Genomic DNA, 14,839 nt, shown 5'->3' with positions numbered 1-14,839 from the left:
TTCATGGCTCCCTCCCTACAGGCGGCCGAGCCCGCCACCTCGCCTACCGCAAGCTCCGTCCAACCACCACCAGCCCTCCCGGCCGCGGGAAGCGCCCCCCGGGCCCCTGCGCCGGTGGCCTCGCCGCCTGTAGCAGCCGTCACGAGCACCAAGGTGATCGTGCTTTCTCTGGGGCGCCGGGAGATCAGCCTCCAGGACAACGGCAAGGTCGTCCGCAGTTGGCCGGTGGTGATCGGCGCCCCGGCAACCCCAACCCCCAAGGGCCACTACAAGGTTCAGACCAAGGTGATCAACCCCAAGTACCAGAGCACGGTGAGCGGCAAGATCAACCACACCACGGGTGCCTCCGGACCCCTCGGCGACCGCTGGATCGGTTTCCATTCCCTGGGAAAAAACGATTACGGCATTCACGGCACCCCCTGGCCCTGGTGGGTTGATGCCAGAGCCGCGGTCAGCCATGGATGCGTGCGGATGAAGAATGAGCACGTGCGAGTGCTGTTCGATCAGGTGGAGATCGGCACGCCGGTGGTGATCAAACCCTGAAGCAAATCTGCAATTCGTTGGATTTGGGCCCAGGAATGTCTCGAAACACGGATCAAGCCCCTTCCCGCTCGATAGTCTGAACCACATGCAAGGGGTCTTCATCGACCCTTTTTTTGATGGTCCAACACACGTTTCAGGCTGGATGGTGCCCATGAATCAAGACAGCCGTCACACGCCCTCCGACATGGTCGTGAGCACGAGCCTCAAATGGGGACAGGATGGGGAGCTTTCAAGCGTGGATCGCGACAGGCTGCTGGAATTGCTCAGCGCCGTCGATCCCGTGGCCAATCTGTTGCTTGATCAATTCGGCAGGGGGCGTACCTGAAGGCCAGCCCGGCTGATCTCCTGCCGTGCCAATGCCTGGGCCATGCCATCGCGGTTTGCCAATCCCTTCAGGGCTGTCAGGGGCAGACCAAGATTGGGTAAGCCGTGGGGCAACTGGGTTCCCTTGTGGCCGTTCTCAAGGCCAAAGACAGGAACCTGGCGAAGATCTTCCGGTAGCAGCTGATCCTCAAGCTCGGCCAGGTTGGCTGTCTGGGGCAGCCAGACCAGATCGGAGCGCCGGCACGCCTCCAACTTGAGGCTCGGGTCACCGGTGCTGAGCCCCCGCTGCAGATCGCTCAGCGTCACGAGCCCGATCACCAGGCCCTCCCGTTCCACGATCAGGCAATGGCCGTGGGCCGCCACCAGTTGAGCGAGGGCCTCCTGGACCGTTGTGTCAAAGGCGAGCACCAGGGGAGCCTCCGGATCAAAGGCCTCCTCCACCGGCACGGCTCTGAGCCGCTGGCGTCGTGCCTCCTCCATCGGATCGGGGCCGAGCAAGCCTGGATCCGCCAGACCCTGCCAACGCTCCACCAGCAGCGCGCTCAGGCCAGCGGCCGCCATCAGCGGCAACACAATCCGGATGTCTCGCGTGAGCTCGAACAGCAGCAGCAAAGCGGTGAGTGGAGCCCGGGCACTGCCCGCCAGCACCGCCGCCATGCCGACCATGGCGTAGGCCGGCGGTTCGGCCACGGGCCAATGCAGGCCACTGTCGCCGAGGATCTGGCCGTAACAGTTCCCCAGCACCGCCCCTAGAAACAACGACGGGGCGAAACCACCTCCCACGAACCCCGTGGCGTTGCTCAAGCCAGTGGCCAACAGCTTCACCGCCAGCAAGGCCAAAAGCGTGGTGAGGGCAATGCCTCCCTGGTTGCCGAGCAGTGCCTCAATCGTGTCGTAGCCCACCCCTAGCACCTGGGGAAAGCCAAGGGCCATCAGCCCGACCCCCAGGCCCCCGAGGGTGGTGAGCAACCAACTGGGCAGGCGGCTGAGCAGGCGCTGGACCTTCTCACTGCGGCCAGCTGCCAGCAGGCCCATCAGGGCCCAGGAGACCAAACTGGCCACCACCCCCAGACCCAGGTAGAGGGGAAGCTCCAGCAGCGAGCGCACCTCGTAGGCAGGCAGCCGGAAGATCGGATCATCGCCCAGGGCCAATTGGGTGACCAAGGTGCTGGCGATCGCCGCCACCAGCACAGCCCGGAGACTGGGACGCCCTGGGATGGAGCTGTAGGAGCCTTCAAAGGCGAAAAACACGCCAGCGATCGGTGCCTTGAAGCCCGCCGCCAGACCCGCTGCCACACCCGCCGCCACCAGGGCCTTCTGGGATTGGGGTGAGAGGGCTCCCTTCAGGCCCACCCATAGCCCCAGATTGCCGCCGCTCTCCACGCTCGGACCCTCCGGCCCCAGGGAAGCTCCGCTCCCCAGGCTCAAGGACGCGGCCACGAGCCGCAGCAGCGGCAGCCGCGGCGCCGCCTTCACCGCCCCATCGGCCATCGCCATCAGGCTCGGCAGGCTCGGTCCCAGGTTGCCGCTCACCTGGCGCAGCAGCCCCACCGCCAACCCGCCGATCATGGGAACGACGACCACCGGCCAGGTCGCGAGCCAATCGAGCGGCCCAAGCGGCGGCAGGGGCAGTGGCTCCGGAGGGGGGGGAGGTGGAGGAAGAAAACCAAGACCACCCAGGCCCAGCTGCAGCAGGGCCTTCAGGGGGGTGCCGTTGTCCAGGGGCACCTGGATCTCCACCAGGGGTGAGGGCGGAGGCTCGGGGTGGCCCGCGAAGCCCAGCAGCAGGTCCACCACAGGGCCGAAGAGGAAGTTATTGATGAAGCCCAGCAACTCGTGGAAGCCCACCACGGCGGCTCCTGTGAGCACCCCCACCAGGGCAGCCCAGGCCAGCAGGCTCCACTGGAACGGCAGCTGAAACGCCTCGCCCTCCTGCAGCGAAGCAGCAGAATTGTCGTCAGCTGCTTCGATCTCCGCGATGACCTCGGCTTCGGGCACGAAAGCCGCTGAGGGCTCTGGACCCGCCTCGGGGACCGCCTTAGGCAGAGGGAAGGCGGCCTCAGGCCACGGGTCGGACGGTGGCAAAGATCTCCTCCAGAATCTCTCCCGCTCCCTGGCTCTTGAGGGTGCGGGCCAGGGCGATGCCGATGGCCTCAGGATCATCCTGGTGACCGCGCGCCTCATCACGGATCAGGCGCAGGCCATCGAGACTGGCCACCATGCCTGTGAGCACCAGTTCCTCCCCATCGAAGCGGGTGTTCACTCCGATCGGCACCTGACAGCCCCCCTCCAGTTCGCGCAGGAAGGCGCGTTCCGCCAGGCAGCGCAGGGCCGTGGGCCGATGCTCGAGCACCTTGATGCACGCAAGCACCGTGGCATCGCCTGCACGGCACTCGATGCCCAGGGCCCCCTGACCCACCGCATGCAATGACACGGAAGGATCGATCAGCTCATGGATCCGGTCGCCAAGGCCGAGCCGCCCCAGGCCCGCCGCCGCCAGGATCAGGCAGTCGTACTCGCCCGCATCGAGCTTCTCCAAGCGGGTGATCACATTGCCGCGCACATCCTTGAAGCTGAGCTGGGGATAGTGGTGACGCAGCTGCGCCAGGCGGCGTAGGGAACTGGTGCCCACGACCGCTCCGGCGGGGAGGGTGGCCAGGGTTTGATCGGTGTGCTTCACGTGCACCACCAGGGCGTCAGCGGGATCCTCCCGCTCCGTGATGCAGCCGAGGATGAGTCCCTCGGGCAGATTCGTGGGCAGATCCTTGAGGCTATGGACGGCGATATCGGCGCGATCCAGCAGCATCTGCGCCTCCAGTTCCTTGGTGAAGAGCCCCTTGTCGCCGATCTTGGCCAGGGCCACATCAAGGATCTTGTCCCCCTGGGTGGCCATCGCCTCGATGCTGATTTCCAGGCCCCCATGGGACCTGGCCAGCTCATCGCGCACCCAATGGGTCTGGACCATCGCCAACTGACTGCGGCGGGAGGCGATGCGCAACAGGGAGCCAGCCATCAAATCAACCCTCAACCCGGCAGAAACTGCCCGACACAGCCGCCCAGCCTAGGCACTGGCGGGACCAGCTTTCAGGCAAAGAAATCCAGCGGGAAAGGGCCCCAGGTGTCCTCGGCATCGGGATTCACGCTGCTGTGGCCTGTGATCAACAGACCAACGCCCAGCCCCGACTCCTGGCGCAGGCGCACGCGGCCGGAGGTCTGGTTCCCCTTGAGGAACACACCACCGGAGCGGGGCTCGCCCGCTTCGCTTGGATCAACCTGCAGAGGCTGCCAACCAAGGGCCGACTCCAGTTGGCGGAGGGCAGCCAGGGCGGCGGCGGAATCGGCGGCCATCACGCCGATGGTGAACCACTCGCAGGCGGCCAGCCGTGGATCAAGTTCTGTGCGAAGGAGCTCACGCGCCTCTGCGTCCAGGGTGGGGGCGCTGCGCAGGCCGCAAAGCATCTGGAGCGAAGGCAGCGAGGCGGGGGTGCTCAAGGGGATCCCTCCGGGGATGGGCCAGTTTGCCGGGTCGCGCAGAAGCGAAGACTGATCGCACAGATGCTCAACCAGATGAAGCCGACGCAAGCTCCACCGACGATGTCGCTGGGCCAGTGCACCCGGCAATAGAGCGTGCTCAGCCAGATCAGGGCGACCCAGAGGGCCGAGCCCAGGTAGAGCGGGCGCCGCAACTGGGGATAGCGGGCCACAAGGATTGAACACATGAGGAAATAGAACACCACAGCCCCTGCGGCATGTCCGCTGGGGAAACTGCGGCCGAACACCTCAACCAACTTCTCGTCAGGGCGTTGGCGGTCAAAGTGGGGCTTGAGCCAGCGATCAACAATCAACAGGATGCCCGCCGTGCCCACGGCCAGCCAGCGCAGTTCATTCCACCAACGCTTCCAGGCCAGATAGATCAGGGAGGCCATCACCAGCACCCCGGTGAACTGAATGCCACTCACCTTGTAGACCCGAATCAGCACCCGGCCCATGCCATCGGGGATCACCAGACCAAGCCAGCTGAGCAGAGCACTGTCGAGGGGAGGATGCTCCAGCGGCACCACCGTCAGCTCAATCACCAGCAGCAGCGCCAGGGCCACCAAACAGGCCAGAAGACGCCAGAGACCGAACATGCGCATCCAGTCCCTGAACTCACCGACCAGCTGGGGGAATGTCGGAAGCTTCATGGCCATGAACCTCCGGCCTGCTGGGGGTCGAATCGGAAACGCCAGAGACCGTGGCTGCCGCGGCTGGCCAGCCGTTCGATCCGCTGTGGCGGCAGGGAGAATTCCCGGAGCTTGCGATCCTCGCCAACCACGAGCACCGATCTCGGCGTGGGTTCCCCCTGGTTGATCTCCTCTCGCAGCTGCTCTTCGGCACCTTCAGCGCTGTCGAAGAACCGCACCGGATGGCCGCTGTAGAACACCACGCTGTAGCGCTTGTAGCCCACCACCAGGAGCTGTTCGCCGGGACGGATGAGCTGGCCGGCCAGGGCGGCTACCTCACGCACGGGCTGTTGCCGTTCACGCTCCATCAGCTGGGTCAGTCCAGGAACCACCAGCAACAACACCCCGACGAAGCCCGCCAGATCTGGAAGCCAGAGGCGTTGCGCTGGGCCAGGGCGGACCAGCAGCAGGACCAGGGCCAGAGCGGCGGCCGCCAGCACAGCTGAAAGAATCAGCGGCAGCCCGGAACCGGAGAGAGCCATGGCAAAGCCTGGATAGGCCGGATCGGAAGCCGCCCAGCGCGGTGCGATCGCCGCCGCGACCGCCATGGCCGCCAACAGCAACACGTTCAACCAGCCACAGAACCGCTCCCAGCGATCGACCATGGGCAGCGTCAGCGCAGCATGAGGTTGTGCAGCTTGCAGCGGCTGCCAGAACAGGGCCACCAGCAGGGCGCCGGCCGGAACGAGCGGGAGAATGTAACCCGCCAACTTGGTACTCGCCGCTGAGAAGAACAGCAGCACAACCACGAACCAGATCAGAGCAAAGGGAGCGAACTGCGCGGAACGGGATTGCTGACGCCAGTGGTCGAGCCGCCAGTAGCGCAGACCCACGGCGGCCAGGGGCAGGAACAACGACCATGGCAAGAGCAGGATCAGGCACCACGGCAGATAGAAGTACCAGGGGCCGGCATGGCCGTAGAGCACCGAGGTGTACCGCTGCAGGTTGCTGAACCCGAAAAAGGCCCCAAGGAAATCGGCACCGTTCACCCGAGCCGCCAGGAGGTACCAGGGGCTGGCGACCGCCAGGAAACCGAGCGCCATCGGCAGCATCGGCATCTGGCGCAGCACCGAAGCCAGCTGGCCCTGGCAGAGGAGGAATACGACGATCACAGCCCCAGGCAGCACCAGGCCCACGGGCCCCTTGGCCAGTACAGCGATGCCGCAGAACAGAGGCATGGCGACGTAGCCCCAACGGCGCAGGCCAGGCCGCCCCTCCTGGCTGTAGGCCAAAAAGAATCCGAACAGCGACAAGGTGATGGCGCTGGAGAGAAACATGTCGGTGACTGAAGTTCTCCCCCAGCCCACCCAGCCTGGGTTGAGCGCCAGGAGAGCCGCTCCCAACCAGCTGCGCCTCCAACGGTTCGTCGTCCCTTCTCCCTCAGAGAGCAGCCAAAGCAAAGCAAACCCCGCCACCACCACTGCGCTGGCCATCAGGGCCACGGGCAGCCGCGCCGCCCAGGCGCTGACACCGAAGACACGAAAGCTCAGGGCCACCATCCAATAGCCCCAAACGGGATAGTCAAAGAACGGTTCGCCGTTCCAATGGGGCGTTATCCAGTCGTTGCGCTGAACCATCTCCCTGCCCACCTCCACAAAGAGGGCCTCGGTCTTGTCCATCAGGCTGAGCGTGCCCAGCTGGTTGAAGAAAGCCGCCCAGCAAAGCAACAACAGACCGACGGCAGAGAGCAAGGCCAGGCGGGCCGAGGGTGCCTGCGGAATGGGGGTCATGGCCATGCGAATCAATGCACGGGGAAGGAAATTGAAAAAGAGAAACTTAAGTTCATCAATGAACAGTCGAAGGAATCATCCAGCTCAGGGGGTGTTCCAGACAAAACGGGAGGAAGCGGCATAATTCCATACAAACACGACAGCAATTCCAGCAATCTGAGCAAAGAGAGTGTCTTTAGCCACGCTGGAATAGAAAATACTTGCCAAGCCGATGTTCGCGAGCATAGGCAGCGAAGCAACGATCAAGAACTTGATCAAGCCCGCCAACAGTGGGAAGCCAACAAGGCGTAAATGGCGGAAAGTCAAAGTGTTGTTCACTAGATAATTGCTACATGCAGAAGCAATCACCGCAGGAGGAAGGGAGGCCACGAAGGACAACCCAAGCAACATCAAAAGCTTGGAAACCAACAATTGCACTCCGATTCCTGAAACACCTACCAAGGCGAAACTGACCGCACGCCGGGGAACCATGCGCAGCAGCAGCGTATGGATGATCGACACACCAAAGTCCCAAAGAATGGAAGCATCCAGCTTGGAGCTGCCAAAACTACGGGACTGAAAGCTCAGAGGAGTTTCAATGGCAACAAGGTGCCCACGACTGATTGAAAGAAGTTCATAAAGAAACTTGAAACCCTGCGCATCAACCTGTCGAATCATCGGCATGCAGCGGTCGAGCCGCAGGGCAAAGAAGCCACTCATGTAGTCAGTGAGATGCCTGTAGCGAGGCAGGGTGAAGCGGGCCAACTGATTGGCCAACACGGAACCCCCCTCACGCTTGGTACTCAACCCCTTGATGGAGGCCTCGGGGTGGAAGCGACTACCGATCACAAGGTCAACATTTCTGGCCATCAGGCTGTCGAGAGCTTCAGCAACGGCGGCAGGCTCATGCTGGCCGTCACAGTCCATGACGACAGCAAGATCCCCGGTGGCATCGAGAAGACCCTCTTTAATCGCACTGGACAAACCGGAGCGCCCCACCCGCCGGATCAAGCGTAGACAGGGCTGCTGGTTCGCCAACTGCTTCACGAGGTCGGCTGTTCCATCCGCCGAGTCGTCGTCAACGACGATCAGTTCCAACTGGAACCGATCACGAAGAGCAAGCAACTGCTGCAGAATCGGCTGAACGTTCAGCCGCTCGTTGAATGTGGGCAGAACAATGGTGACCCTCGCTGCCTGAGAGGGCCCGGCAGACGCGACGACCGATTCAAGCAAAGGGAAGGTGCCTTGGGCGATGTGAGGTTACTTGATGTATTCCTTCAGTACGCCATTGCGATTGGGGTGGCGCAGCTTACGTAGGGCCTTGGCCTCGATCTGGCGGATGCGCTCGCGGGTGACATCGAAGATCTGGCCGATCTCCTCAAGGGTCTTCATGCGGCCGTCATCGAGGCCATAACGTAGGCGAAGCACATCACGCTCACGGGGACTCAAGGTGGCGAGTACACCTTCGAGGTCTTCGCGCAACAGGTTCTTGGCCACATCCTGCTCGGGGTTCTCGATGTCAGCTTCGATGAAGTCGCCGAGGCGCGAATCCTCCTCCTTGCCAATCGGGGTTTCAAGGGAGATGGGAAGCTGGGCCGACTTGGCGATGAAGCGCAGCTTCTCGATCGTCATCTCCATCGACTCGGCGATCTCCTCCTCGGTGGGCTTGCGACCAAACTCCTGGCTGAGCACCTTGGTGGTCTTCTTGATCCGGGAAATCGTTTCATAGAGGTGCACCGGCAAGCGGATGGTGCGGCTCTGGTCGGCAATGGCGCGGGTGATCGCCTGACGAATCCACCAGGTGGCATAGGTCGAAAACTTGTAACCCTTCTCGTGGTCGAACTTCTCGGCGGCGCGAATCAGACCCAGAGAACCCTCCTGGATCAGATCCTGGAACGAAAGTCCGCGATTCATGTATTTCTTCGCGATCGACACGACCAGGCGCAGGTTGGACTGCACCATCTTTTCCTTGGCCCGACGACCGAGCATCAGGCGGCGCCGGAACTTGACCAGGGGCATGTCCACCAGCACGGCCCATTCCTTGTTGTCCGGGGCATGGCCGTTGTCCTGTTCGAACTGGGCAGCCAGCTCCTCGAGATGGAGCAGGTCGGCAATCTTGCGCGCCAACTCAATCTCCTCATCGGGCCGCAGCAAGCGGATGCGGCCAATCTCCTGGAGGTAGACCCGGATCGAATCCTCGGTGTAGACACCCTTGGGGCCCACCTTGATGCTGGCCAGGGCCTTGGCGGCTTTAGGGTCCTTGCGCTCTCCAGCGGCGCTGGCGGAGGCCGCCAGCAGCGCATCGGCGGCCCCATCAAGATCGGCGGCCTGATCGATTCCTGCAGCATCCCCGCTCCCTGTGGGGAGTGATGCTTTGGCGGCTGATGCCTTGGCTGCAGAAGCCTTGGCTCCAGAGGCCTTGGAAGTGGCTGTTTTAGCCGAGGCAGCCTTGGCCGTGCTCGTCTTGGCGGTACTGGTCTTCTCCCCTGCAGCCTTGGAGGTGGGCGCCTTGCGTGAGCGGGTGGGGGTCACCTTGTTGGCGGCTTCGTGGAGCAACTCAGTGGCTGGGTTGGACGCGGCCTGATCGGAAGGGACTGGATCGACGGTGGCCACCTTGCTGCTTCTGCGGCTGGCCTTCGGCTTGGTCACCTGGATCTCCTCGCCGTTGCCGTTGGCAACCAAAAGGATTTCAGGCATGGGCTTCTTGACGTTGGCAGCGGCAACAGGACTCATGGTGAGCGAAGGCAGGGGGGGTGAGAGCGCGTGAACACGCCAAACAAAGGAGCCCCAACGGGGCGAAGTCGTCAAATCAAGTCAGGAGCGCCACTGGACGCAGGACTCACGAAACAAACCTGGCGAATGAAACTCCACCAGGAACAAAAGGATCTCGGCGGCGTTAAACGTACAAAAAAAGCGAAGCCAACCTGAGAAAAACGAACACAGTGGTCAGGGGCCAAAGCCCAGCAGTGTTGTCAGGGTGTTCGCAGACCGGGAGGCCGATGGGGAGTGAAACTCCGCCAGGCGCTCGCTTCAGGTCTTCCCTCTGGACGGAACTCTGCGGGTTTCCGACGGCAGCCTTGAGAGCTGCCCAACAGCGCCATCCTAAGAAACTGGTGTGGGCTTTGCAAGGTTGGAGCGATCCGAGGTGGTGACCCCTGGCCCCGCCTGGCTACACGTTTGGCTGGAGGCGGGGCGTGAAGGCCGTCTCTTCACCTACGCCAATCCCCAGGGTCTGCCCCTGGCCTGTGGCGATCTGGTACGCGTGCGACTGAGGGGTCGACCCCACATAGGCCTTGTGGTGGAGGGGCTTGAGCAACTGCCGCCGGAGCTGGAGCCCCATCGCCTCCAACCGGTCGAGGCGCTGCACCAAAGCGCCGCGGTGGACCCCCATTGGCGCGCCTTGCTGGCGGAGGTGGCGGAGGACTGCCACACCAGCCTGTTCAAGACTCTCAAAACAGCGCTGCCCCCTGGCTGGTTGGGCCAGCGGAGCGAGCGCCGGTCTGGACCGTCCCGTAACCGCTGGCTGGTGGAGCTGCTGCCACCTCCGCCCAAGGTCGCCGCCGGGCCAGCTCCCCAGCCGGAGAACGACCCTGAGCCAGCCGGCGAAAGGCCCCCTGGCATCACCCCCCGCCAGGGGGAGTTGCTCGAGCTACTGGAACAACGGGGCGGGCGGGCCTGGCTCAGCACACTGACCGGCGCGGGGCGGTTCAGCCGCTCGGTGGTGGAAGGGCTCGAGCGTCAGGGGCGTCTGCGTCGCAGGGCCGTGGCTGAGGGCAGTGCTGAATGGCTCGCATTGGGGGGCGCCGCGCCCGCAGGATCACAAGGCAGCCCAAGGCCAAGCGAGCCCGCACGGGCGCCCAACGAAGCCCAGCGCCAGGCGTTGGACCGGCTGGCGGCCACCCCGCCGGGGGGAGCCCTGCTGCTCTGGGGGGTGACTGGCTCCGGCAAAACAGAGGTGTATCTGCAGGCCTGCGCCCGGATCCTGGCGGCAGGTCAAAGCGTGCTGGTGCTCACCCCAGAGATCGGGCTGGTGCCGCAACTGCTCGATCGCTTCAAGGCTCGCTTCGCTGGAGCGATCGTCGAGTACCACAGTGGTCTGAGCGAAGCCCAGCGCATCGCCAGCTGGCGCCGCTGCCTGGGGGCGGACCCCCTCCAGCCCGTGGTGGTCGTGGGTACGCGTTCGGCGGTGTTCCTGCCCCTGAGTGGCCTGGGGTTGATCGCTCTCGATGAGGAGCATGACAGTTCCTACAAGCAGGACGCACCGATGCCCTGCTACCACGCCCGCGATGTGGCCCGCAGGCGCGCCCACCGCAGCGGCGCCCGCCTCTTGCTGGGGAGCGCCACGCCGTCACTGGAAACCTGGCTGTCCTGCCAGCAGAAGGGCGCTGGGGCCACCAGCCTGGTGCGCCTGAGCGAGCGCATCGGCCAGCGCCCCCTGCCGCCGGTGCGGGTGGTGGACATGCGAGCGGAACTGGTGGAAGGGCACCGACGCCTCCTGAGCCGGCCGCTGATGGAGCGCCTGGAGCGCGTGCGCGACCTGGGCGAACAGGCCGTTGTGCTGGTGCCTCGACGCGGGTACAGCAGCTTCTTGAGCTGCCGCAGTTGCGGTGAAGTGGTGCAATGCCCCCACTGCGATGTCGCCCTGACGGTGCACCGCTCAGCCCGCTCCGGCGACTGGCTGCGCTGCCACTGGTGTGATCACCGCCAGGCCATTGAGGAGCGCTGTGGCGCCTGTGGCTCCAGCGCCTTCAAGCCCTTCGGCGCTGGTACCCAAAGGGTGATGGAGCAACTGGGGATCGAGCTCGAAGGCTTGCGGGTGCTGCGTTTTGACCGCGACACCACCCGAAGCCAAGGGGGACATCGGCGCCTGCTGGAGCAGTTCGCCGCCGGTGAAGCCGACGTGCTGGTGGGGACCCAGATGCTGGCCAAGGGCATGGACCTGCCCGGGGTCACCCTGGCGGCAGTGCTGGCGGCCGATGGTCTGCTGCATCGGCCTGATCTGCGCTCCAGCGAACAGAGCCTGCAGCTGCTGTTGCAGTTGGCGGGCCGGGCCGGCCGAGGCGAACGGCCGGGGGAGGTCATCGTTCAGACCTATTGCCCCGACCATCCCGTGATCCGCCATCTGGTCGATGGACGCTACGAGCGCTTCCTGGAGGAGGAATTGGCGCTGCGTCGCCAGGCGGCCCTGGTGCCCTTCAGCCGTGCTGCCCTGCTGCGGCTGGTGGGGGTCTCCGCCACGGCCACGGCAACGGCGGCCACCACCCTGGCCGAGCGCATCGCCCCCCAGGTCACCGCCGCCGGCTGGCAGCTGATCGGTCCGGCACCGGCACCCGTCACCCGGGTGGCGGGCCGCAGCCGCTGGCAACTGCTGCTCCACGGCCCCGCCGGCAGCCCCCTGCCGCTACCTCCTGAGACGGTGCTACGTCAGGGCCTGCCCCAGGGAGTGGGCCTGGCGATCGATCCCGATCCCCTGGAGCTCTAGGCCGGCAGCTCTGGCAAGCGAAAGCCCGCCTGCCAGCGCAGCCGCTGGAGGACCAAGGCAAGCACCAGCAGAAGCACAATCCCCACGAAGCCCAGGCCCAGGCGGCTCCAGCGCCAGGCGCTCAGCTCCAGGCGATTGAGCGAGCCGCTGCTCAGGGACCAGATCACCGCCCCCCGCTTGGTGCCCGGGCCGGAATCCCTTTCGGCCAGAGGCCGCAAGGGCTGGGCTCGCCGCACCGAGGCGAGGGCCAAGGGCTCGAAGCGCACCTGCAGCTCCACCCCCGGCCAGACGCGCAGCGTGCTGAGATCGAGCTCGAGCAGCAACTGCTGGCGGACGCCAATCAACCAATTGCGCTCCTGGAGGGAAAGCACCGGCGGCGGCAGCGCCACCCCCCCCAACCGGGCCGCCACCATCACGCTCTCCTGAAGCCAAGCGGCGGCTTCCTCAGCACAGAGCACGGGGCTGAGCACCGCCAGATCACCGCCGCGGCGAACCTGCCGCTGGGCCAGGCCACGGATCGCCTGCGCGAACTGGTCCTGCCAAGGCAGCCTCTGGCCGGTGGTGCTGGAGAAGGTTTGCTCCAACTGAAGCCGGCCAGGTGCGGGGAAGCGCACGGTGGTGCTCACCTGCATACACCCCCCCAGCAACGCCGCCAGCAGGAGCAGCACGCCCAAGACGACGGCAAAACCCCAGGGCGCCTTGGTGGGACCCACCGGTGGTGATGGTGGAAGCTCTGCGCGGGCGCGTTGGCGCCCAGAGGAGCGCCCCTTCACACGTCCCTGGAGTGCCTCCACCTCCCCGATGGACGGCAAGGTCAACGACCAGTTCCGGGGACGCTCCAGCACGGGAGCTTCCAGCACCATCTCCAGGGCTTTGCCCTCCAGGCGAAGGTCGGGATCCGCGCAGAGGCGCAGGGAGCGGCACAACTTCAGGGCCTGGTCCCCATCCCCATGGCCCATCAAAGCCGTGGCCATCAACAGCCGCAGGCGACCGCCGATCGCCGTCCGCGGGCCGTGGAGGCCGGCGAGGGGTTCCAGCAACCGCAAAGCAGTGCCGTAATCACCCCGATCGAGGGCCCCTTGGGCCCGATCGAGCGGTTCCTCAGCCATGGGGGCGATGGCGGCCCGTCACCATCGTGCCGATGCCCGCATCGCTGAACACCTCCAGCAGCAGGGCATGGGGAATGCGACCGTCGATGATGTGCGCCGCCGCCACCCCCTGGGCCAGGGCGCGAATGCAGCAGTCGGTCTTTGGGGTCATGCCCCCCTCCACCACGCCGGTGGCGATCAGGTCCCGGGCCTGCGCCAGCGAGAGCTCCCGCACCAGTGAACCGGGATCGTGGCGATCCGTCAGGATCCCGGGTGTGTCGGTGAGCAGGATCAGCTTCTCGGCCTGCAGGGCTGCGGCCACCTCACCGGCCACGGTGTCGGCATTGATGTTGTGGGCCCTGCCCTCTAGATCGGCCGCCACGCTGGAGATCACGGGGATGTAGCCACTCTCCAAAAGCGGTTTGAGGACCGCCGGGTTGACGGCCGCCACGTCCCCCACCAGGCCGTGGGAACCATCCCCCCAGGTCCGCGCCTCCACCAGGCCTCCATCGCTGCCAGAGAGGCCCACTGCCTTGCCTCCCACCTGGTTGAGGCCGTTGACGATCTGTTTGTTGACCCGGCCCACCAGCACCATCTCCACCACATCCATGGTCTCGGCGTCGGTGACGCGCAGGCCCCCCTCGAAACGGGGCTCGATCGCCAGGCGGCCCAGCCACTGGTTGATCTCAGGTCCACCTCCATGGACGACCACGGGCTGGACCCCCACGCAGGCCAAGAGCGCCAGATCGCGAAACACCGCCTCGCGCAACTCCTCGCGCACCATGGCCGCGCCGCCGTACTTGACCACCACCCGGCGGCCCGCAAAGCGCTGGATGTAGGGGAGCGCCTCGCTGAGAACGGACACCCGCAGGGTGTCCTCGGCGCTGATGATGGGATCGTGGCTCAAGGCTCAGAAGGTGGGGAATCGGGAAGGGGCAGCAAATCAAGGTCGAGCCCATCGGCCCCCTTGGGGTGGATCTCGGCCATCAGACCAGGGGCAAAGAAACGTCCGAGTCGATCGCTGCGATCCTGCCAGCGCCCAAGGGGCACACCCCCCATGCGAAACCGCAGGCTGAGGCCGTAGCGACCACCCCGGGCGAGCTCACGCACGGCGACGAGTTCGGGGGGTGCCTCGTCATCCCAGAGGCGCAGGGCCTCCAGGGAGGTTTCCAGGTGCGCCTTCTGCCCGTAGCGCCAGCGGGTCACATCCTTGAAGAGCCTGCGCAAGCTCTCCGCGGCGGGAAGGGAACCCAGCTCCCGGGCACCCGGTTCGGCCTCGAGCTTCTCCGCCGGGGGAAGTTCGGAAGACTTGAGCGCCAGGCCGCCCAGCAGCACCGGCACGCCGTAAAACACCCCCGCCAGGCTGAGGTTCGGACTGTCGGTCACGTAGGCGATCGAACCGATCACGGTAAGGGCGGCTCCGGCGATGGTCACCAGGCTTCCAGGGGAGGTGAAGTCGTTCATGCCGCC

13 protein-coding genes are annotated in these 14,839 nt (G+C 65.2%); 3 read left to right on the top strand and 10 right to left on the bottom strand.

Going from position 1 to position 14,839, the window contains the following annotated elements:
• Window positions 1–153 precede the first annotated feature (153 nt).
• Together KBY88_RS06005 and KBY88_RS06000 are read left to right on the top strand one after the other, a co-directional pair.
• Complete coding sequence (locus KBY88_RS06005) at window positions 154–543, top strand: L,D-transpeptidase (RefSeq protein ID WP_254939005.1); 390 nt, start codon at window positions 154–156, stop codon at window positions 541–543.
• An 85-nt stretch (window positions 544–628) separates the two neighbouring features.
• Entirely contained in the window at window positions 629–868 is a 240-nt protein-coding gene (locus tag KBY88_RS06000) for a DUF8633 family putative protein (RefSeq protein WP_254939004.1), read from the top strand.
• Here KBY88_RS06000 and KBY88_RS05995 read toward each other — a convergent pair.
• The 7 genes from KBY88_RS05995 to rpoD all read right to left on the bottom strand — a co-directional run bounded on the left by KBY88_RS05995 (window position 844) and on the right by rpoD (window position 9,532).
• On the bottom strand, window positions 844–2,760 hold the full coding sequence (locus KBY88_RS05995) for a chloride channel protein (RefSeq protein WP_396102695.1): 1,917 nt from the start codon (window positions 2,758–2,760) through the stop codon (window positions 844–846). The two genes, KBY88_RS06000 and KBY88_RS05995, sit on opposite strands and share 25 nt — an antisense overlap.
• A gap of 166 nt (window positions 2,761–2,926) precedes the next feature.
• Window positions 2,927–3,880: a hydroxymethylbilane synthase gene (gene hemC / locus KBY88_RS05990; RefSeq protein WP_254939002.1), complete on the bottom strand. Its 954-nt coding sequence runs from the start codon at window positions 3,878–3,880 to the stop codon at window positions 2,927–2,929.
• A gap of 71 nt (window positions 3,881–3,951) precedes the next feature.
• Window positions 3,952–4,359, bottom strand: coding sequence for a DUF1824 family protein (locus tag KBY88_RS05985; RefSeq protein ID WP_315858108.1), 408 nt, complete (start codon window positions 4,357–4,359; stop codon window positions 3,952–3,954).
• Complete coding sequence (locus tag KBY88_RS05980) at window positions 4,356–5,051, bottom strand: phosphatase PAP2 family protein (protein WP_254939001.1); 696 nt, start codon at window positions 5,049–5,051, stop codon at window positions 4,356–4,358. Before KBY88_RS05980 ends, KBY88_RS05985 begins: the two co-directional genes overlap by 4 nt.
• A complete protein-coding gene (locus tag KBY88_RS05975; protein WP_254939000.1) occupies window positions 5,048–6,820 on the bottom strand; it encodes an ArnT family glycosyltransferase in 1,773 nt (590 codons plus the stop codon). Before KBY88_RS05975 ends, KBY88_RS05980 begins: the two co-directional genes overlap by 4 nt.
• Before the next feature lie 84 nt (window positions 6,821–6,904).
• Window positions 6,905–8,032, bottom strand: a complete 1,128-nt coding sequence (locus KBY88_RS05970; protein ID WP_254938999.1) for a glycosyltransferase — start codon at window positions 8,030–8,032, stop codon at window positions 6,905–6,907.
• A gap of 27 nt (window positions 8,033–8,059) precedes the next feature.
• Window positions 8,060–9,532 carry an RNA polymerase sigma factor RpoD gene (gene rpoD, locus KBY88_RS05965; protein WP_254938998.1) on the bottom strand — a complete coding sequence of 491 codons (1,473 nt, stop codon included), beginning with the start codon at window positions 9,530–9,532 and terminating at the stop codon, window positions 8,060–8,062.
• A 397-nt stretch (window positions 9,533–9,929) separates the two neighbouring features.
• Here rpoD and priA point away from each other — a divergent pair, with 397 nt between their 5' ends.
• Entirely contained in the window at window positions 9,930–12,281 is a 2,352-nt protein-coding gene (gene priA, locus KBY88_RS05960; RefSeq protein WP_254938997.1) for a replication restart helicase PriA, read from the top strand.
• Here priA and KBY88_RS05955 read toward each other — a convergent pair.
• Genes KBY88_RS05955 through KBY88_RS05945 form a run of 3 tightly spaced genes read right to left on the bottom strand, consistent with a single transcriptional unit; the run spans window position 12,278 to window position 14,833 of the window.
• A complete protein-coding gene (locus tag KBY88_RS05955; protein ID WP_254938996.1) occupies window positions 12,278–13,390 on the bottom strand; it encodes a DUF3153 domain-containing protein in 1,113 nt (370 codons plus the stop codon). The two genes, priA and KBY88_RS05955, sit on opposite strands and share 4 nt — an antisense overlap.
• Window positions 13,383–14,276 (bottom strand): acetylglutamate kinase, encoded by an 894-nt coding sequence (argB, locus tag KBY88_RS05950; RefSeq protein WP_254938995.1) that lies wholly within the window; start codon window positions 14,274–14,276, stop codon window positions 13,383–13,385. The genes KBY88_RS05955 and argB overlap by 8 nt, the downstream gene beginning before the upstream one ends.
• The gene (locus KBY88_RS05945; protein WP_254938994.1) at window positions 14,273–14,833 is read right to left on the bottom strand and encodes a DUF2854 domain-containing protein; all 561 of its coding nucleotides are present in this window, start codon (window positions 14,831–14,833) and stop codon (window positions 14,273–14,275) included. The genes argB and KBY88_RS05945 overlap by 4 nt, the downstream gene beginning before the upstream one ends.
• Between the last annotated feature and the right edge of the window lie 6 nt (window positions 14,834–14,839).

The sequence above is a fragment of the Cyanobium sp. Morenito 9A2 genome (assembly GCF_024345575.1).
Lineage (GTDB): Bacteria > Cyanobacteriota > Cyanobacteriia > PCC-6307 > Cyanobiaceae > ATX-6F1.
The sequence above is the reverse complement of the archived record's forward strand: the minus strand, read 5'-3'. Positions and strand labels throughout refer to the sequence as shown.